Source organism: Mangrovimonas cancribranchiae (assembly GCF_037126245.1).
In the GTDB taxonomy this organism is placed as follows: Bacteria; Bacteroidota; Bacteroidia; order Flavobacteriales; family Flavobacteriaceae; genus Mangrovimonas; species Mangrovimonas cancribranchiae.
This window is the reverse complement of sequence record NZ_CP136925.1, coordinates 2,010,241-2,030,477: the sequence shown is the minus strand read 5'-3', so window position 1 is coordinate 2,030,477 and position 20,237 is coordinate 2,010,241. Positions and strand designations below refer to the sequence as shown.

Genomic DNA, 20,237 nt, shown 5'->3' with positions numbered 1-20,237 from the left:
GTTACAATTTTGGAGTGTTATTAACCAAAACACATTCAACAATGAGAATTTTAAAACACGTAATGTTATTATTAACGGTTGTTACTTTTGTAACCTTTACAGCTTGTTCAAGCGATGATGATGGGGGCGATCCAGGTAGTGTTGGGGCAGCTTCTGGAACTATTTCTGCAAAAATTGATGGTAATAATTTTACCTCTTTAGAAATGACTTCTTTTGCCAATAAAGCATCGGGTGGTGGACAGACAACTTTAGTATTACAAGGAAATACCCAAGATCAGGCTATAAACATGACTATAAATGGTTATGAAGGTGAGGGGACTTATGAGTTGTCTGATTCGAATGTTTTTATTATTGCTTCTTATATCGAACCAGATATTAGTAATCCAGCAAATACACAAACATGGTCGGCGCCTTATCAAGATTCTGGTGTAGCTGGTGAAATTAAAATAAGCGAGGAAACCGATTCGAAAGTTAAAGGAACTTTTAGCTTTACAGCAAAAAACTCTAACGATGGTTCAACAAAAGTAATATCGGAAGGATCTTTTAATCTTAACAAACAATAAGGTTAAGACATGCTTTTAAAATCTTGACAATTTTACCTTGTTGTTGAGGTTTGTTTAGATTGAGCGTAATCCCATAATTATAAATTACGCTTAATCTTTTTTAAAAAGCATTTTATCGATTTTTTAATTTATATAGCTTAGTTTGTTGTATATTTAATATGCTATTAGTCAACTTTTAGAAAACACCAGTTCTAAGCTTTTTTAGTTTGTAATTGGTGTTTTTTTTATGGCCTTACTTTTATGAAACTCTTTCTGTTTTTTGTTGTTTGTTTTCTTTTTAAATTTAATTTAATAAATAGAGATGTCTATAAATTAAATAGTCCAACATTTTTTTATGAGATTAATAATAATCAAGAGAGTTTAGAGAAAACTGATTTACTAGAAAAAGAAAAACAAATACTTATTAATAGAGTAGAATTAGCGACACAAAAACGCTATAAAGAGTATAAAAAGTTTACACTTTATACTATTTTGTTGGTAATAGTTGTTTTAAGTTTAGTAGGGTATTTGTTATATAATTTACAACAACAAAAAAATAAACAACTTAGACTAAGCAATAAACTTAAAGAAACTCTTAAGAGCTTAGAAATGCAAAATAAGTTTCAAGAGCAGCATTTAATACTTTCAAAAAAAATGTATGCTAATGTTGAAACAAACCTTTCTTGTATTATGTCATCTATAGAGAGTTTAAAGTGCGAGTTTAGTATTCAGGATAAAACGCTTCTTAAGCAATTGAATAAGATTCATCTTTTTACAGATAAAACCATGAAGGAGTTACAAAACACTATTCTTACTATGAATAAAGGGGTGTAACCCTGTAACAAAAGTATTTGAGGCTGCTTTTAGAGGGATATTAAGAGAGAAAATGAGTGTTATATTCTAAATTAATATCTAAATTTAACAAGGCTAATTAATCCAATTCACATGAAATCATTTTTGTTTTTAGTGTGTTGTGTCTTATTTACTTTTAAAGGAGTTTCTCAGCATAACACATATATAGATAGTATTCAGAGATCTATTAAAACATTATCAAAACAAGAGCAATTACAACGCATAACAGCAATTCCTTATGATAAATATGTAGGCAATGTTAAAGCATCGGAAAAGATGTTTTTAAATGCTGTAAACATCGCTATAGAAATCAATGATAGCCTATCGTTAAGTGATTTATATTTTAAGTTAGCCCAAGTTTATGCTTACAGAGAGCAATTGGATAAACGAACAGATTATGTGCTAAAATCTATTAAAATATACGAATTATTAGGAGAACATGTAAAAGCGGGTGTTTCTTATGGACAATTAGGGTATAACCTAAAATATAGCGATATGGATAATGCCCTTCGCTATATGCGAAAAGGCATTAAACTGTTAGAGCAAAACCAGAACAAAACAAAGATAGACCCACTATACGATAACTATGGTATTATGCTTACCATAAATAAAAAGTACGATAGTGCATTGTATTATACCCAAAAGTCTTTAAAGCTAAAAAAAGTATTGCAAGATAGTGTTGGAATGGGGTTTGGGTATGCTAATGTAGCAACAGTATATGCAGAAATAAATAAATTTAATTTGGCTAAACAATACATAGATAGTTCTACAACTATAAGAACTAAAATAAAAGATAACTATGGAATTGCTGTAAACTATACTCATTTAGCCGATGTCCTCTACAAGCAACATCTTTATAAAGATGCTATAAAAAACTATAAAACAAGTGCTGCCTTGGCAAAAAAAGGCGGCTATAAAAGACTAGAGCGGTATTGTTATGAAACAATTTCTACAGCATACGTGGCATTAAATAATTACAAAGAAGCATATGTTTTTACACAAAAATATCAAGTGCTTAAAGACAGTGTTTTTAATGTTGAAACCAACAATAAAGTCGAGCAGTTAAAAATAGAGTTTGAGACCGAGAAAAAAGAAAAAGAAATCCTAGAACAACGTGCTAATTTAGCAGAGAAAGAACTCGATTTAAGTCAAAAAAACAATTACATTTTAATTTTAGTTGCTTTAGCTATTCTTTTACTGTTGTTAGGATACTTTTTTTATAGTCAACAAAAAATAAAGAACAAACAATTAATTCGTGAAAACCAGTTAAAAGATGCTTTGGCAAAAATTGAAACCCAAAACCGGCTACAAGAACAGCGTTTACAAATATCTCGCGATTTACACGACAATATAGGGGCACAATTAACCTTTATAATTTCATCTTTAGATAATATAAAATACGGCTTTAAACTTCCTGAAAATTTAGACAGTAAACTTAAAAAAATAAGTGCTTTTACATCATCAACTATATACGAGTTACGCGATACTATTTGGGCTATGAATAAAAATGCCATTTCGTTAGAAGATTTACAATCTCGTATTTCAAACTTTATAGATAAAGCTCACGTAGCTTCAGAAGGTATTGCATTCAATTTTGAAAATGATAAAAGCATTAACGATAATATAGAATTCACTTCGGTAAACGGAATGAACATTTACCGTATTATTCAAGAAGCTGTAAATAATGCGATTAAATATGCAGAAGCATCTGCCATTTTAGTTAAGGTTAGTCAAATAGACAATAAATTTCAAGTAGAAATTATAGATAACGGCAAAGGGTTCGATAAAGCTCAAGTGCCACTTGGAAATGGCCTCAATAATATGAAAAAGCGCGCCCAAGAAATGGGTGGTAAGTTAACCATTATTTCTAATAAAGAAAGAGGTACAATAATTCAATTACAATTATAAAATACGTTATATACCGTATATGTAGAAAATGTAAAGTTTATTAATTTTATTAAAAACTAATCTATGAGCATCAAAATAGCCATTGTAGACGACAATACCTTTTTAATTAACGCGGTAAAAGAAAAGCTCTCCTTTTTCGAAGATTTAACATTTAAATTTTCAGCGTTAAATGGCTCAGGTTTGCTTACAAAACTTGAAGAAAATCAACACATAAATTTAATATTAATGGATATAGAAATGCCTGTTTTAAACGGCATTGAAACCACCGAGGTTGTCAAAAAAAAATATCCGCATATTAAAATTATAATGCTTACTGTTTTTGATAATGATGAAAATATATTTAAAGCCATAAAAGCAGGAGCCGATGGGTATTTACTTAAAGAAGTTAATGCTAAAGAACTTCACGATGGCATTGTAGAGACTCTTAATGGCGGCGCAGCGATGAACCCATCAATAGCCTTAAAAACATTAAAATTATTACGAAATCCAATTAATATTGATAATCCAAAAGATAAAGAAGGTATTAAATTAACTAACCGAGAAACCGATGTGCTAGAGCATTTAAGTAAAGGGCTGAATTATCACCAAATAGCCGAAAATCTTATTATATCGCCAGGAACCGTTAGGAAACACATAGAAAACATTTACAAAAAATTACAAGTTCATAACAAACTAGAAGCTGTAGAAAAAGCCAAACAAAATAAACTCATTTAACTATTATTTAAAGTTAAGATAATTACAAGTTTTGTAAGAGGTTTTATTTTCGTAATGCTATTATTTTAAAAAGGAATTCAAGCATTGGTTAGGCTTCAACGTCGAAGCAACCGATGCTTTTTGTATTTTTAGGGCTATGAGAAAAATTCTATTTGGTGTTTTAATCACGTTAATCATCCTTTTTACCTTCAAGTATTGCGACAATAAAAAGGAGGAAAAGTATCAGCTAAAAGAAAATACAGCTTTAATACAAAAGCAAATAAAAAACGTTGGAAAGCTAGTAGTAACCGAAGGACATTTTAGTCAAGTGTTCAATTACAAAAACTCAAAAACCTACTTTGGTGATTGGTTAAATGCTGAGAAAAAAGCACTTGTCGTAGTTAATACCGATGTTTCCATAGTGTACGATTTAAGCCTGTTGGAATATAATATAGACGAAACCACAAAAACTTTAGAAATCACGCATATTCCCAAAGAACAAATAAAAATTCATCCCGATTTGGAGTATTACGATGTGCAAGCCGATTTTTTCAATCAATTTGAAGCCGAAGACCATAACAAAATCAGAGCGCAAGTAAAACAATCGTTACTTAAAAAAATAGAGCAATCCGACTTAAAAACAAATGCCCAAAACCGATTAATTAGCGAGTTGTCTAAATTCTACATTCTAACCAATTCCCTTGGTTGGACGTTAAAGTATAACAATAACACTATTGCCAATCAGCAGGATTTTCAAGACGTAAAACTATAATTTGCTTTCTAGGTTTTTCCAACCGCCACCATTAATAGCATCCAGATTATTAAGGTTTAAAAATTTGGCAGCTTTTGCAGAACGCACACCGCTAGCGCAACACACAATTAAGGGTTTGTTTAATATCTTAAGCTCATCAACACGATTGTTCAACTCGTTTAAAGGAATGTGTTTCGAGCCGTCAATATGGCCGTTGTTGTATTCTTGTTGTGTTCTAACGTCCAGAATAACAGCGCCATTGTCTAGATATGTTTTAATTTTTTTGTCTCTATTGCCGAATAAAAATGATAAAAAGCCCATAGTTCTACTTTTTGTATAAATTTACACTTTAATAATAACAATTGAATTTGAAAACCCCAACTCGTAAAGACGAAATAATAAAAACTGCAGCCAAATTATTTAAGGAAAAAGGGTATAGTGCCATGACAATGCGTGACTTGGCTTCAGAAATGGGTATAAAAGCGGCAAGCCTTTACAATCATATAAATTCAAAGCAGGAAATTTTAAAGGAAATCATCATCTCTTTAGCAGAAGCATTCACCAAAGGTTTGCAAGATATTCAAAAATCGAACCTCTCAAATATTGAAAAACTTCAAGAAATTGTAAAACTACACGTTAGTATAACGTCGCAAAATACATACGGAATGGCATCTTTAAATAACGACTGGATGCATCTTGAAGACAATCGCGATTACTATTTACAGTTACGCTATAATTACGAAAACGAGTTTAGAAACATTATTGTTCAAGGTATAAAAAACAACGAAATTGTTAGCGAGAATGAAGATGTCATGCTCTTTTCTATCCTGTCAACGCTTCGCTCTCTTTACTTATGGATTCCTAAAAAAGAAGACTTAGATCCAGAAGAACTTTCACGCCAATTAAGCCAAGTGCTTATTAACGGTATTAACAAAAAAATCAATTAATTTTTTGTAAATTTGTCAAGCAAACTAACAAGTGTTAGTTTTTTTGTTAATCCTAAACGCAAACGTTTTCGGTTGAAAAAATAAGTATATACAAGAGATTATAACTGTTAATGGCTGAATTTTATAAATTAAAAGTAAAAGACATATACAAGGAAACCAAAGATACATCAGTAGTGTCTTTCGAAATTCCTGAAGACTTAAAAAGCGACTTCAAATTTTCGCAAGGACAACATCTTACCTTAAAAACCATAATTAATGGTGAAGATGTGCGTCGCTCGTATTCATTATGTTCAAGCCCATTTGAAAACGAATGGAAAGTCGCTGTAAAGGAAATCCCTGGCGGGAAGTTTTCAACTTTTGTAAACAATGAGTTACAAACAGGAGACGAACTTGAGGTTATGGCACCAAGTGGAACTTTTGGTGTAGAATGTGATTCTAAAAATGCTAAAAACTATCTGTTTTTTGCTGCAGGAAGTGGCATTACGCCAATAATGTCTATGATAAAAGCGCATTTGGAGGCTGAACCCAATTCAACTTGTAAGTTGTTTTATGTGAATAAAACGGCAAAATCCATTATCTTTAAGGAAGCGTTAGAGCAATTACGAAACACCTACTTTGGAAGATTAGAAATATATTATTTCCTCACCAAAGAAAAGCGTGATATCGACTTGTTTAATGGTCGTTTTGATGATGACAAAATGAATGTGCTCACCAAAACATTTATTGATATTCCAGATACTAGTGAAGTGTTTTTGTGTGGTCCAGAAGACATGGTGAATTACGTAAGTAGCTATCTGGCTGAAGCAGGTTTGCCAAAAGAATTAATTCATTTTGAATTATTTGTAAAAGGCCTAACTGAAGAAGATAAAAAACGCGTAGAACGACTTTCAGAACAAAAAATAGATGGTGTTGAGGTGGTTATTATAGATGGCGGAAAAGAATTCCGTTTCACAATGCAGCAAGATGACGACAATATATTAGATGGCGCATTAACTGCAGGAGCCGATTTGCCATTTGCTTGTAAAGGCGGTGTTTGTAGTACCTGTAAATGTCAGGTGGTTGAAGGCGAAGTTGAAATGAAAATCAACTATGCTTTAGAAGATGATGAAGTGGCACAACATTATGTGTTAAGCTGTCAATCGGTGCCAACCACTAAAAAAGTGGTAGTCGATTTTGATGTGTAAACTTCCTACGAAAGCAGGAATCTCATAATATTGAAAAGGAAAAATAAAATAGAAACTCAATTGAAGTTAAAGCTATATAGAATCGAAGAGTTTTCGATTTCGGTTTCAACTTCGATTTCAATTTCGAAGAACGATGAGTGAAGAACAAATAAAAAACCTAGAAGCAGAATTTGAAGCACGTATTGCACGTGACGAGAAAATTGAGCCTAAAGACTGGATGCCAGAAAAATATCGTAAAACGCATATAAGGCAAATCAGTCAGCATGCACATTCCGAAATTGTTGGGATGTTACCAGAAGGTAATTGGATAACTCGTGCGCCATCACTACGTCGTAAAGTGGCCTTATTGGCAAAAGTTCAAGACGAAGCTGGTCACGGATTATATTTATATAGCGCTTGCGAAACCTTAGGGATTTCTCGTGACGAATTATACGAGCAATTACATTCAGGTAAAGCAAAATATTCTTCCATTTTTAATTACCCAACAGTAACTTGGGCCGATATGGGAGCTATCGGTTGGTTGGTAGATGGCGCAGCTATTATCAATCAAGTGCCGTTATGCAACACCTCTTTCGGGCCTTATGCCAGAGCAATGGTGCGTGTGTGTAAAGAAGAAAGTTTTCATCAGCGTCAAGGTTACGAAATTATGCTCAAGTTGTGCCAAGGTACGTCCGAGCAAAAAGAACTGGCGCAAGACGCTTTAAACCGTTGGTGGTGGCCAAGTTTAATGATGTTTGGTCCAACCGATGCCGAATCTACGCATACCGAACAAAGTATGAAATGGAAACTGAAGCGTAAAACAAACGATGAATTGCGCCAGCAATTTATAGACCAAACGGTACCACAAGCTGAAATTTTAGGATTAACAATTCCAGATCCAGATTTAAAATGGAACGAAGACCGAAAAAGTTATGATTTCGGTGAAATTAATTGGGATGAATTTTGGCAAGTTGTAAAGGGATACGGTCCAATGAACAAAGAACGAATGAAAGCCAGAGTAGGTGCTTGGGAAAGTGGCGAATGGGTGCGCGATGCAGCAATGGCTCACGCAGAAAAGAAAGCAACCTCTTTGAAAAAAGAGGTCTCCTAATCAATAAAAATGAAACGTATTTATTGGTTTTTAGAATACGTTGGCAGAATGTCAGCACGTTGAAATGCAGAATAAGAAAATGAAATCGTTAAAAATTTCTGAAGCCTTGGAAGAAATTTAGATTTCATTTTAAGGTTTTCAATCTGTAGAGCAAGATTGAAAAATTCCTCATTTCAACTTGAATTTTTGGTTCGTTTTGTTTCAAGACAAAATGAACGTAAGAATAAATAAAATAGAAGTATAAATAATAAGATACCTGCTTTCGCAGGCATACAAATTATGTCAAACAAAAAGAATTGGCCTCTTTGGGAGGTTTTTGTAAGAAGTAAAAACGGATTAGAACACCGTCATTTTGGTAGCCTTCACGCAGCAGATGCAGAAATGGCCTTAGAAAATGCACGAGATGTCTATACTAGAAGAAACGAAGGTGTGAGTATTTGGGTTGTAGAATCCAAACATATAACAGCATCCAATCCAGAGCATAACGGTGAATTATTTGAGCCAGCTCAAGACAAAATCTATCGTCATCCAACGTTTTACGATTTGCCAGATGATGTAAAACATATGTAGAAAGAAAACGAAGTTTTGTCATCCTGAACTTGTTTCAGGATTTCATTTATTGAAGTTAAATGTCACCTTGAGCGCAGTCGAAAGGTCTGAATTTGAGAAATAATGAAAAACAAAAATTTATACAACTACATACTTGGCATCGCAGACAACAGCCTAATCCTAGGTCAGAGATTAGGAGAGCTTTGCGGTCACGGACCAAGTTTGGAAATAGATATTGCGTGCACCAATATGTCTTTGGATTTATTGGGGCAAGTACGCAGTTACTATCAGTATGCAGCAAAAATAGCAGGCGACGGTAGAACCGAAGACGATATCGCAATGCTTCGTAAAGAACGTGAGTATGTCAATGTGCTTTTGGTAGAACAGCCAAATACCGATTTTGGATATACAATGGCAAGACAATTCTTATTCGATGTATATCATTTTTTAATGCTAACCGAATTGGAAAAAAGCACCGATTTAAACTTATCGGCTATTGCAAAAAAGTCCATCAAAGAAGTGAGTTATCACAAGCGTTTCTCATCCGATTGGATAAAACGTTTAGGCGATGGAACCGAAGAAAGTCATAATCGCATTCAAACAGCTATTAACGATTTATGGACATACACCGATGAATTATTTCATCAAACCGAAGCTGATAAAGCTATGGTTGCTGAAGGCGTTGGAGTGGATGTCGCTAAATTAAAAGATGCTTATTACGAAGAAGTAAACGCAGTTTTAGAAGAAGCAACGTTGAGTGTGCCAGAAAGCAAATATTTTCAAAAAGGAGGAAAGCAAGGCATTCATACCGAGCATATGGGGTATTTGCTTGCAGATTTACAGTATATGCAGCGCACCTATCCCAATATGGAATGGTAACATTCCTGCGAAGGCAGGAATCTTATTATAAACTATGACAACAACACAGCAAAATATAAACGACAAACTTATTCCAATTTTGGAGCAAATTTCGGACCCTGAAATCCCAGTGCTTTCCATTATGGATATGGGTGTTGTGCGTTCTGCTGTAATTGAAGGAGATACTGTAAAAATTAAAATTACACCAACTTATAGCGGTTGTCCTGCGATGGATGTTATAGGCGATGATATTAAAAGCGCTTTAAAAAAAGCAGGATATAAAGCCGAAGTAGATTTAATTCTTCATCCCGCTTGGACAACCGATTGGATTACACCAAAAGGCCGACAAGCACTAGAAGATTATGGTATTGCAGCACCTTTAGATGCCGAGACAGATAAATCGGTGTTGTTAGAAGGAAAGCAATTAGTAAAATGTCCGCAATGCGGAAGCAAAAATACAACAATGATTAGTCAGTTTGGTTCAACGGCTTGTAAGGCACAATTTAAATGCAACGATTGCCAAGAACCATTCGATTATTTTAAATGTTTGAAATGACAGTAAACTGTCACCCTGAACTTGCTTCAGGGTCTCATTAAATAAAATGAGTAAATAAAAAAGGATTTGTTATTCCGTACGCGATACGGAATCTAAATAAAACAATACATAGGTATGAGCAACACTTCAATTGAATTAAAAATTGAAAACAATATTGCGTACATTTCGTTAAACCGACCAGAAGTGTTTAATAGCTTCAATCGCGAAATGGCGTTACGTCTTCAGAAGATATTTGATGACTGCGAAACTAACGATGAGGTAAGAGCAATCGTTCTAACGGGTAATGGCAAAGCCTTTTGTGCTGGTCAAGATTTAAAGGAAGTGACTTCACCAGAATTAAATCCAGGCTTTAAAAAAATATTAGAAGAACACTACAATCCCATTATTACGAGAATTAGAACTATTAAAAAACCAATTATTGGTGCTGTTAATGGTGTTGCGGCAGGAGCTGGTGCCAACATTGCTTTGGCTTGCGATGTGGTTATAGCACACGAAAAAGTAAGTTTTATTCAAGCATTTAGTTTAATAGGTTTAATACCTGATAGCGCAGGAACGTTCTTTTTACCTCGATTAATTGGTTTTCAAAAAGCATCGGCATTGGCGATGCTAGGCGATAAAGTGTCTGCCGAAGAAGCCGAACGCTTGGGGATGATTTACAAAGTGCTACCATTAGAAAATTTTGAAGAAGAAGTCAATAAACTAGCCTTAAAACTGGCCAATATGCCAACTTTGGCACTAGGGAAAATTAAGGAGGCGTTCAATCAATCGTTGACGAATAATCTAGACCAACAACTAGCCTTAGAATCCAAATTACAAATCGAAGCAGCTCAAACTGAAGATTACGAAGAAGGAGTTTCAGCTTTTGTAGAAAAACGTAAACCAACTTTTAAAGGAAAGTAAAGAATAGCAAATAATTAACCGAAGAACTTTTATGAACGTAGGAATAATAGGATCTGGAACAATGGGAAGTGGTATTGCTCAAGTAGCAGCAACTTCTGGTTGTGCTGTAAAATTATACGATACCAATCAAGTGGCTTTAGACAAAGCCAAAGCTAACTTGGAAAAAATATTAAATCGTCTTATCGAAAAAGGGCGAATAGATGCTGAAGAAAAGACGCGAATTCAGAATAACATCTCTTATGTAAATAACTTAAAAGATTTGTCAGATTCAAACTTAACTATCGAAGCAATTGTTGAAAATCTAGACATAAAAAAGAAGGTGTTTTTAGAGTTGGAAAGTTACGTGTCAGACAATTGCATTATAGCTTCAAATACCTCAAGTTTATCAATAGCATCCATAGCATCATCCTTGCAAAAACCAGAACGTTGTGTGGGTATTCACTTTTTTAATCCAGCACCGTTAATGAAACTGGTTGAGGTTATTCCAGCCGTGCAAACATCAAAAGCAGTTTTAACTAAATCAGTTGAAACTATAAAAAGTTGGAAAAAAACAGTAGCTGTAGCCAAAGACACGCCAGGCTTTATTGTAAATCGTGTAGCGCGCCCATTCTATGGTGAAGCTTTACGAATTTATGAAGAAGGCATCGCCTCATTTTCTGAAATAGATGCCGCGATGAAAGATGTTGGAGGATTTAGAATGGGGCCATTCGAATTAATGGATTTCATCGGAAACGATGTCAATTATACCGTAACAGAAACCGTGTTTGCAGCCTTCTATTTCGACCCACGTTACAAGCCAAGTTTCACACAAAAACGCTTGAGTGAAGCAGGATATTTTGGAAGAAAATCAGGGAAAGGGTATTATGATTATGACGATAATGGTAAAAAAATAAGTATTTGTCATTCTGAACTTGATTCAGAATCTCATAAAGAAGTACCGCAACAAATATTCAACCGTGTTTTAGTAATGCTCATAAACGAAGCCGCTGATGCTTTATTTTTAAACATTGCTTCAGCAGAAGATATTGATAACGCGATGACCAAAGGTGTTAATTATCCAAAAGGTCTTTTGGCTTGGGCAGACGAAAAAGGCATCGATTGGTGCGTCACAAAACTAGACGAGTTGTATGATGAATACCACGAAGATCGTTACCGTTGTAGCCCATTATTACGAAAAATGAATAAAGACAATAGAACGTTTTACTAACCAAACCTAACCAAATATGAACACAACACTAAGAAATATTCTCGCTATAGTAGCAGGAATAGTTATTGGCGGAATAGTCAATATGGGAATTATAACCATTAGTGGTTCCATTATTCCACCACCAGAAGGAACCGATTTAACCACTGCCGAAGGCATAAAAGCCGCAGCAGATGTGTTGGAAGCTAAACATTACATTATGCCATTTTTGGCACACGCCATAGGGACGTTGGTAGGTGCATTGATTACAGCAAAAATAGTTGCGAAAAGCAAATTTGCTTATGCAATGTTTATAGGAGTATTCTTTTTATTAGGAGGTATTTCAGCAGCATTTATGATTCCAGCACCAACCTGGTTTATTGTTTTAGATTTGGCAGTAGCCTATATTCCAATGGCTTGGTTAGGGCATAAGTTAGTAGTAAAAAAATAATAGATTTTGAAAGGTGAGCAAATACCACATAAAATGTTATCACTCGACCCGTTTAGTACGTGGTTGGGTATCGAAATTTTAGAATGCGAAATTGGTCGTTGTCGTGTGGCGATGACAGTTCGCAAGGAAATGCTCAATAGTATGGGAAAAGCTCACGGCGGCATCAGCTATGCATTGGCAGACACCGCTTTTGGGTTTGCAGCCAATACGCACGGTAAATTTGCAGTTTCCATAGAAACGAGTATTAATCACATTGAAGCATTAGAAGAAGGCGATTATTTAGTAGCCGAATCGGTTATAGAAAACGTAAAAAACAAACTAGGATTTAATATCATAGAAGTAAAACGAGGCGATGAACTTGTGGCACTTTTTAAGGGTGTGGTTTATCGTACACAAAAAGATTGGAAAATATAAAACCGAAAAATGTAAAATAATAAAGTGAAAAGTGACAATAAATATAATTTGCAACAGCGGTTGGTTGAATTTTCTGCATTATTGATTTCTAATGTAGATATATTTAAAAACAACTTTGCGTCACAACATTTATTAAAACAATTGATACGTTCGGTGACATCATCGGCATTAAATTATGGAGAAGCCCAAAGTGCTGAATCGAAAAAAGATTTTGTACATAAGATGAAAGTTTGCCTAAAAGAGTTAAGAGAGTCTCAAGTTAATTTACAAATAATTGAAAAATCTGATTTAATCAAAAATAAGGAATCATTTACCTTAATAATTAACGAATGCAATGAACTTGTAGCAATATTTACGGCAAGTATAAAAACAACAAAAACTAAGATTTAACCACGAAAATGTAAAATGACAAAATGATAAGTAATTAGATAACTTTTACATTTTAACTTTTACATTTTAACTTTTACATTGATATGGAAGCATACATTATAGACGGCATAAGAACACCAATAGGAAATTACAAAGGAACTTTATCTGCTGTACGGACAGACGATTTAGGAGCTTTAGTTATTAAAGAAATTGTAAAAAGAAATCCAAATATCCCAAAAGAAGCTTACGACGATGTTATTTTAGGTTGTGCCAACCAAGCTGGGGAAGACAATCGTAATGTAGCTAGAATGGCATCGCTTTTGGCGGGATTACCATATTCGGTGCCGGGCGAAACCGTAAACAGATTGTGTAGCTCGGGCTTATCAGCAATTATTCACGCCAATCGAGCGATTAAAGCAGGCGATGGCGATCTGTTTATATCTGGAGGCGTTGAAAATATGACTCGCGGGCCTTATGTGGTAGCAAAACCATCTAGCGCATTTGGAAACGATTCCAAAATGTATGACAGTAGTTTTGGTTGGCGATTTGTTAATCCAAAAATGCACGAGATGTACGGCACGGATGGTATGGGAGTAACAGCCGAGAATTTAGTTGAAAAGTATAATATCTCACGTGAAGATCAAGATGCCTTTGCCTATTGGAGTCAGATGAAAGCCACTCAAGCACAAGAAAATGGGCGTTTAGAAAAGGAAATTGTTTCGGTTGAAATTCCACAGCGCAAAAAAGACCCAATCATCTTTTCAAAAGATGAATTTGTAAAACCTACTACCACAAAAGAAATTTTAGCCAAGTTACGACCAGCGTTTAAAAAAGAAGGCGGAAGTGTGACGGCAGGAAATTCATCAGGGTTGAACGATGGTGCAGCAGCAACAATCATAGCTTCAGAAGAAGCGGTTAAAAAATATAATCTAAAACCAATGGCGCGAATAGTAAGTTCGGCGGTAGTTGGTGTCGAGCCACGAATTATGGGTATTGGTCCTGTAGAAGCGTCTAATAAAGCCTTAGCAAAAGCAGGGTTAACGATGGATGATATGGATGTTATTGAGCTTAACGAAGCCTTTGCAGCACAAGCATTGGCGTGTACCAGAGCTTGGGGGTTGGCAGATGATGATTCAAGATTAAACCCTAACGGTGGTTCTATTGCAATCGGGCATCCGCTTGGTGTTACAGGCGCAAGAATTGCCTATTCAGCAGCATTAGAATTACAAGAACAAAATAAACGTTATGCTTTGGTAACTATGTGTGTGGGCGTGGGCCAAGGGTATGCTGCAGTAATTGAAAACATTCCTGCGTAGGCAGGAATCTCATAATAAATTTAAGTTATGAACAAAACACAACATTACATAAAAGGTCATTGGATAGATGGAAAAGGTGAAGGAACACCAATCCTCGATTCGGTAACAGGTGAGCATTTTACAAACGTCACTACAGAAGGCTTGGATATTCCTGAAATTCTTCAATACGGAAGAGTAAAAGGCGATGCCCTTAGAAAAATGACCTTTCAAGAGCGTGGATTAATGCTTAAAAAATTAGCATTTTATCTTCAAAAGAAAAAAAGAGACTTTTACGAAGTAAGCTACCGTACAGGTGCAACTAAAATTGATAGTTGGATAGATATTGAAGGTGGGTTTGGAAATCTGTTTTCCAACGCGTCACTACGAAAGCTATTCCCTAATCAACCCTTTCACGTCGAAGGCGAACCTATCGATTTATCTCGCGGAGGACGCTTTATGGCACACCATATTATGGTGCCACGTGAAGGTGTGGCAGTTCATATTAATGCGTTTAATTTCCCAGTTTGGGGAATGTTGGAAAAGTGTGCTGTTAACTGGATGGCTGGAATGCCAGCAGTGGTTTTACCAGCACCACAAACAGCCTATTTAACCGAGGCTGTGGTGAGAGAAATTATTGCTTCTGGTATTTTGCCAGAAGGTGCTTTGCAGTTAATTAGCGGTACAGCAAAAAACATTTTAGATACGGTGCAGTCGCAAGATGTGGTGACCTTTACAGGTTCTGCATCCACAGGGAAATTACTTAAAAATCATCCGCAGATTTTAGCAGAAACGGTTCCGTTTACTATGGAAGCCGATTCTTTGAATGCCTCAATTTTAGGTGAAGATGCCGTTCCTGGAACGCCAGAATTCGACTTGTTTATAAAGGAAGTTAGAAATGAAATGACCGTTAAGTGTGGTCAGAAATGTACGGCAATTCGTCGTATTATCGTTCCGGAAAATCTTATCGAAGACGTACAAATAGCTTTAGGGAAGCAATTAGATAAAGTTACTATCGGCGACCCACGATTAAAAGAAGTTAGAATGGGCGCTTTGGTAAACGATGCGCAACGTAATTCGGTAAAAGAGCAAATTGAAAAAATTGCAAAAACAGCCGATGTTGTTTATGGTGATTTTGATGCTGCTAAAACCATCGGAGCTGATGCAAAAAAAGGAGCGTTTATAAAACCTATTTTACTTCGTGAGGATGATCCGTTTAAAAATGAAGCTGCTCACATTACCGAAGCCTTTGGTCCTGTAAGTACCTTGATGCCTTATAAAACATTGGATGATGCTATTAAGTTGTCGAAAATGGGTAAAGGCTCTTTAGTGAGTTCCATTGTTACTAATGATGATACGATTGCACGAGATTATACCATTTCGGCGGCAACACATCACGGTAGAATTTTAGTATTGAATAGAGAAAATGCTAAAGAAAGTACAGGTCACGGTTCACCGTTACCAAATCTAATCCACGGTGGTCCAGGACGTGCTGGTGGTGGCGAAGAAATGGGCGGTGTTCGTGGTATTAAACACTATTTGCAACGTTGCGCCATACAAGGTTCGCCAACAACACTAACCGAAATTACAGGTATTTACCAGCCAAATTCAGCCTATAAAGAATCACCAAAGCATCCGTTTGCGTATCACTGGGAAGACATTCAACCCGGGATGTCTTTAGAAACCCATAAACGCACACTAACGGATACCGATGTTATTAATTTTGCCAATCTCACCTGGGATCATTTTTATGCCCACACAGATATTACATCTTTAGATGGTAGTATTTTTGAAAAACGAACAGCTCACGGTTATTTCATTATTTCTGCAGCAGCAGGTTTGTTTGTATATCCTAACAAAGGTCCCGTGGCGGCAAATTATGGTTTGGATAGTATTCGATTTTTACGCCCATTATATCATAACGATACTATTTATGTGCGATTAACGTGTAAGGAAAAAGTGGATCGTGAGCAAAAAGGAACCGAACACCCTTCTGGTATTGTAAAATGGTATGTTGAGGTGTTTGATACAGATCCCGATGAAGATCAAGAAGCATTGGTGGCTATTGCAACTATTTTAACAATGGTTCAGAAAAAGCAAGAGACTTTTGTGGAAATGACCGATGAGAAAATTGATGAATGTCTTTCCAAGCTAACCGCAGATGCCAAACCAAAATGGGGTATTATGACGCCGCAACATATGATAGAGCATCTAGAATATACCTATAAAATTGCGTCTGGCGAGATTCAGGATTTTGAAATTGCAACACCAGAAAAGATTTTAGATAAAGTACACGCCAGTTTGTATGATTATAAAAAGTTTCCGCAGAATGCACAATTCCCAAATCTTGAAAAAGATAAATTGGAAGACCTAAAATATCCAGATTTAAACACAGCTATTGAAAAGTTTAAAGCACAACGCGAAAAGTATATACAGTTTTTCAAGGAAAACCCAGATGCTAAATTGAAGAATCTAGTCTTTGGAGAATTGAATCGTTACGAATCATACCTATTGGAAAGAAAACATTTAAATCATCATTTTGAACAATTTGGATTAATATAATTATGTCAGAACAACAACCATACGTAAAACAAACTATAGAAAACCAAGTAGGATATATCGAGTTTTTTCATCCTGCACATAATTCCTTGCCAGGGAACATTCTGGCTGAACTAGCACAGAGTATCACAAATGCTGGCAATAACGAGGACATTAAAGTCATCGTTCTTAAAAGTGGAGGAGATAGAACATTTTGTGCTGGAGCAAGTTTTAATGAGCTTATCAATATCAATGATGAAGCCACAGGAAAAGTATTCTTTTCAGGTTTTGCCAATGTGATAAATGCGATGCGCAAATGTCCAAAATTTATTGTTGGTCGAGTACAAGGAAAAACCGTTGGAGGAGGAGTTGGTCTAGCATCGGCAACCGACTATTGTATGGCAACAAAATTTGCAGCCATTAAGTTAAGCGAACTCAATATAGGTATTGGACCTTTTGTAGTTGGGCCAGCGGTACAGCGCAAATTAGGATTAAGTGGAATGTCACAAATAGCCATAGACGCCAACACCTTTTATCCAGCCGATTGGGCAAAAGACAAAGGTTTATTCACACAAGTGTTTGAAAGCACAGAGGAATTGGACGAAGCAGTAAAATCTTTTGCAGAAAATCTATGTAATTACAATCCAGAAGCAATGAAGGAAATGAAAACAATGTTCTGGAAAGGTACAGAAGATTGGGATGCACTTTTAGCAGAGCGTGCCGTAATTAGTGGCCGGTTGGTATTAAGTGAATTCACAAAGGAAACCTTAAAACGATTTAAATAGTGGTTTACGCATTCCAAGGATACATACCCGTTGTTCACGAAAGCAGTTTCGTACATCCATTGGCAGCAGTTACAGGCAATGTTATTATTGGTAAAAACTGCTACATAGGTCCAGGGGCAGCCATTCGTGGCGATTGGGGACAAATCATCCTTGAGGATGGCGTTAACGTTCAGGAAAACTGCACTGTTCATATGTTTCCTGGAAAGTCCATCACACTCAAGAAAAGCGCACACGTAGGTCACGGTGCTATTATTCACGGTGCAAATTTAGGTCGTAATTGTCTCATTGGGATGAACACAGTTATTATGGACGATGCCGAAATCGGCGACGAAAGTATAATAGGCGCAATGGCATTCGTAAAAGCCGAAACCAAAATTCCACCACGTAGTTTGGTGGTCGGCAATCCAGCAAAAGTCATCAAGCAAGTTACAGACGAGATGATTGCTTGGAAAACCAAAGGCACACGATTGTATCAACAGTTACCAACAGATTGTCACGACACCTTACGTGAAGTTGAACCACTTCGTGAAGTGCCAAAAGATAGAATTGTACAAGAAAATACGTATGAAACATTACGTGATTTTATGAAAAAATAAACTAACAAACATTAGTTCATAAGAATGTCAAAATTCGAATTAAAAATGCCCAAGATGGGCGAAAAATTCCTGCGTAGGCAGGAATCTCATAATACAAAATAATGAATTGTTGGTACGTTTATATTATGGCAAATAAACCAAATGGAGTAATTTATATAGGAGTAACTGATAATATTGAGGAAAGAATAAAAGAACATAAATTAAAAATACGTCCAAATGCTTTTACGGCTAGATATAATTGTAATAATCTAGTTTATTTTGAGGAGTTCGATAATGTAGATGAAGCCATTTTAAGGGAAAAGCGGTTTAAGAAATGGAAAAGAGAGTGGAAAGTTAGATGTATAGAAGAAATGAATCCTAGTTGGATGGATTTGAGTATGAATTGGAATTTAGATTATAAAAGAATTCGGAATGAAAGATAAAGAGATTCCTGCCTTCGCAGGAAGTTACGAATTAAAAATGCCCAAGATGGGCGAAAGTATAACCGAAGGCACCATAATTAATTGGTTGGTCAATGAAGGTGATACCTTCGATGAGGGAGATATTTTATTAGAAGTCGCTACAGATAAAGTTGACAACGAAGTGCCAGCTCCAGCAGAAGGAACGTTGCTAGAAACCAAATACCAAGCAAAAGATGTGGTAAAAGTAGGTGAAGTTATAGCTATATTGGAAATAAATAAGTCTAAAGCAAAACAAGATGTCATTTCGACAGAGCGAGGTACGAGCGACGAGAAATCTCACCAAAAAACCAAAAAGCAGCCAAAAAAGAAACCTGTTGTCACGTCGAGCACAGTCGAGACATCTCATTTAAAGTCTTCATCTTTTACGGTTTCTAATGAAGATCGATTTTTCTCGCCGTTGGTAATTTCAATCGCAAAACAGTATCATATCAGTTTTGAAGAATTAGCAAGAATTCCTGCAACGGGTAACGAAGGACGCTTGCGTAAAAGTGATGTCTTCAGCTATATCGAAGAAGGACGTCCATATCAGTTTGCACAACCAGTTGTCCAAGATCCTACAGCTTATCGTATTCCACAATTAGAGTTTGATAAAGGCAAAGGAAAGGTTATAGAAATGGATCGTATGCGCCAAATGATTGCCGATCATATGGTGTATTCCAAACATACATCACCGCACGTAACGGCTTATGTTGAAGCCGATTTAACCAATATGGTAAACTGGCGAAATGACAATAAAGTAAAGTTTCAAGAAAAATATGGCGAAAAACTAACTTTTACACCTCTATTTGTCGAAGCTGTAGCTAAGGCGGTCAAAGATTTTCCTAATATTAATGCTTCGGTAGATGGCAATAATATCATCGTGAAAGAAGACATTAATATAGGTATGGCAACCGCTTTACCAAGTGGGAATTTAATTGTGCCAGTTGTAAAAAATGCCGATACCAAAGATCTAAAAACCTTAGCTGAAGATGTAAACGAACTAGCTGGAAAAGCTAGAGAGAATAAATTAGGCGGCGGCGATATAAAAGGAAGTACATTTACCATTTCCAATGTGGGAACTTTTGGTAGTGTTATGGGAACGCCCATTATCAACCAGCCAGAAGTTGCCATTTTAGCATTAGGAATCATTAAAAAACGCCCCGAAGTTATCGAAACCAAAAACGGCGACGAAATCGCTATACGCAGTATGATGTATTTGTCGCTGTCTTTCGATCATCGCGTTGTTGATGGTTATTTAGGTGGGAGTTTCGTGCGTCGCGTAGCCGATTATTTAGAACAATTTGATACCAATAGAACTATTTAGAATCAAGAGACAAGA

Annotated in this window: 23 protein-coding genes; 22 read left to right on the top strand and 1 reads right to left on the bottom strand. The window is 35.8% G+C overall.

Features of this window, described 5'->3' with window-relative positions; genetic code table 11:
* Positions 1 to 41 precede the first annotated feature (41 nt).
* The 5 genes from R3L15_RS09280 to R3L15_RS09260 all read left to right on the top strand — a co-directional run bounded on the left by R3L15_RS09280 (position 42) and on the right by R3L15_RS09260 (position 4,767).
* The gene (locus R3L15_RS09280) at positions 42 to 563 is read left to right on the top strand and encodes a DUF6252 family protein (protein ID WP_338731299.1); all 522 of its coding nucleotides are present in this window, start codon (positions 42 to 44) and stop codon (positions 561 to 563) included.
* 240 nt (positions 564 to 803) lie between these two features.
* On the top strand, positions 804 to 1,376 hold the full coding sequence (locus R3L15_RS09275; protein ID WP_338731298.1) for a hypothetical protein: 573 nt from the start codon (positions 804 to 806) through the stop codon (positions 1,374 to 1,376).
* 111 nt (positions 1,377 to 1,487) lie between these two features.
* Complete coding sequence (locus tag R3L15_RS09270) at positions 1,488 to 3,302, top strand: sensor histidine kinase (RefSeq protein WP_338731297.1); 1,815 nt, start codon at positions 1,488 to 1,490, stop codon at positions 3,300 to 3,302.
* Positions 3,303 to 3,365: 63 nt separating this feature from the next.
* Positions 3,366 to 4,016, top strand: coding sequence for a response regulator transcription factor (locus R3L15_RS09265; RefSeq protein ID WP_338731296.1), 651 nt, complete (start codon positions 3,366 to 3,368; stop codon positions 4,014 to 4,016).
* Between the two features lie 136 nt (positions 4,017 to 4,152).
* A complete protein-coding gene (locus R3L15_RS09260; RefSeq protein WP_338731295.1) occupies positions 4,153 to 4,767 on the top strand; it encodes a DUF4230 domain-containing protein in 615 nt (204 codons plus the stop codon).
* On the opposite strand, the gene R3L15_RS09255 is transcribed toward R3L15_RS09260, so the two are convergent.
* Entirely contained in the window at positions 4,762 to 5,067 is a 306-nt protein-coding gene (locus R3L15_RS09255) for a rhodanese-like domain-containing protein (protein ID WP_338731294.1), read from the bottom strand. The genes R3L15_RS09260 and R3L15_RS09255 overlap by 6 nt on opposite strands.
* A gap of 47 nt (positions 5,068 to 5,114) precedes the next feature.
* On the opposite strand from R3L15_RS09255, the gene R3L15_RS09250 reads away from it, so the two are divergent.
* From R3L15_RS09250 to R3L15_RS09170, 17 genes are all read left to right on the top strand, one after another.
* The gene (locus tag R3L15_RS09250; RefSeq protein WP_338731292.1) at positions 5,115 to 5,693 is read left to right on the top strand and encodes a TetR/AcrR family transcriptional regulator; all 579 of its coding nucleotides are present in this window, start codon (positions 5,115 to 5,117) and stop codon (positions 5,691 to 5,693) included.
* Positions 5,694 to 5,803: 110 nt separating this feature from the next.
* Positions 5,804 to 6,877 carry a 1,2-phenylacetyl-CoA epoxidase subunit PaaE gene (gene paaE, locus R3L15_RS09245; RefSeq protein ID WP_338731291.1) on the top strand — a complete coding sequence of 358 codons (1,074 nt, stop codon included), beginning with the start codon at positions 5,804 to 5,806 and terminating at the stop codon, positions 6,875 to 6,877.
* Between the two features lie 133 nt (positions 6,878 to 7,010).
* A complete protein-coding gene (gene paaA / locus R3L15_RS09240; protein WP_338731290.1) occupies positions 7,011 to 7,967 on the top strand; it encodes a 1,2-phenylacetyl-CoA epoxidase subunit PaaA in 957 nt (318 codons plus the stop codon).
* A 279-nt stretch (positions 7,968 to 8,246) separates the two neighbouring features.
* Positions 8,247 to 8,537, top strand: a complete 291-nt coding sequence (gene paaB, locus R3L15_RS09235) for a 1,2-phenylacetyl-CoA epoxidase subunit PaaB (RefSeq protein WP_338731289.1) — start codon at positions 8,247 to 8,249, stop codon at positions 8,535 to 8,537.
* A gap of 102 nt (positions 8,538 to 8,639) precedes the next feature.
* Positions 8,640 to 9,395, top strand: coding sequence for a 1,2-phenylacetyl-CoA epoxidase subunit PaaC (paaC, locus tag R3L15_RS09230; RefSeq protein WP_338731288.1), 756 nt, complete (start codon positions 8,640 to 8,642; stop codon positions 9,393 to 9,395).
* Between the two features lie 34 nt (positions 9,396 to 9,429).
* A complete protein-coding gene (paaD, locus tag R3L15_RS09225) occupies positions 9,430 to 9,930 on the top strand; it encodes a 1,2-phenylacetyl-CoA epoxidase subunit PaaD (protein WP_338731286.1) in 501 nt (166 codons plus the stop codon).
* 114 nt (positions 9,931 to 10,044) lie between these two features.
* Positions 10,045 to 10,830, top strand: a complete 786-nt coding sequence (locus tag R3L15_RS09220; protein WP_338731285.1) for an enoyl-CoA hydratase-related protein — start codon at positions 10,045 to 10,047, stop codon at positions 10,828 to 10,830.
* Positions 10,831 to 10,861: 31 nt separating this feature from the next.
* Entirely contained in the window at positions 10,862 to 12,037 is a 1,176-nt protein-coding gene (locus R3L15_RS09215; RefSeq protein ID WP_338731284.1) for a 3-hydroxyacyl-CoA dehydrogenase NAD-binding domain-containing protein, read from the top strand.
* Positions 12,038 to 12,053: 16 nt separating this feature from the next.
* Positions 12,054 to 12,464 carry a hypothetical protein gene (locus tag R3L15_RS09210; protein WP_338731283.1) on the top strand — a complete coding sequence of 137 codons (411 nt, stop codon included), beginning with the start codon at positions 12,054 to 12,056 and terminating at the stop codon, positions 12,462 to 12,464.
* Between the two features lie 33 nt (positions 12,465 to 12,497).
* On the top strand, positions 12,498 to 12,878 hold the full coding sequence (locus R3L15_RS09205; protein WP_338731282.1) for a hotdog fold thioesterase: 381 nt from the start codon (positions 12,498 to 12,500) through the stop codon (positions 12,876 to 12,878).
* Between the two features lie 24 nt (positions 12,879 to 12,902).
* Positions 12,903 to 13,268: a four helix bundle protein gene (locus R3L15_RS09200; RefSeq protein WP_338731281.1), complete on the top strand. Its 366-nt coding sequence runs from the start codon at positions 12,903 to 12,905 to the stop codon at positions 13,266 to 13,268.
* Between the two features lie 83 nt (positions 13,269 to 13,351).
* Positions 13,352 to 14,563: a 3-oxoadipyl-CoA thiolase gene (gene pcaF, locus R3L15_RS09195; RefSeq protein WP_338731279.1), complete on the top strand. Its 1,212-nt coding sequence runs from the start codon at positions 13,352 to 13,354 to the stop codon at positions 14,561 to 14,563.
* A 27-nt stretch (positions 14,564 to 14,590) separates the two neighbouring features.
* Entirely contained in the window at positions 14,591 to 17,101 is a 2,511-nt protein-coding gene (gene paaZ, locus R3L15_RS09190; RefSeq protein ID WP_338731278.1) for a phenylacetic acid degradation bifunctional protein PaaZ, read from the top strand.
* A 2-nt stretch (positions 17,102 to 17,103) separates the two neighbouring features.
* Complete coding sequence (locus R3L15_RS09185; RefSeq protein WP_338731277.1) at positions 17,104 to 17,862, top strand: enoyl-CoA hydratase/isomerase family protein; 759 nt, start codon at positions 17,104 to 17,106, stop codon at positions 17,860 to 17,862.
* Positions 17,862 to 18,458, top strand: coding sequence for a transferase hexapeptide repeat family protein (locus tag R3L15_RS09180; RefSeq protein ID WP_338731276.1), 597 nt, complete (start codon positions 17,862 to 17,864; stop codon positions 18,456 to 18,458). Before R3L15_RS09185 ends, R3L15_RS09180 begins: the two co-directional genes overlap by 1 nt.
* 101 nt (positions 18,459 to 18,559) lie before the next feature.
* A complete protein-coding gene (locus tag R3L15_RS09175; protein WP_338731275.1) occupies positions 18,560 to 18,880 on the top strand; it encodes a GIY-YIG nuclease family protein in 321 nt (106 codons plus the stop codon).
* Entirely contained in the window at positions 18,870 to 20,222 is a 1,353-nt protein-coding gene (locus R3L15_RS09170) for a dihydrolipoamide acetyltransferase family protein (protein WP_338731273.1), read from the top strand. Before R3L15_RS09175 ends, R3L15_RS09170 begins: the two co-directional genes overlap by 11 nt.
* The last annotated feature ends 15 nt before the right edge of the window (positions 20,223 to 20,237 follow it).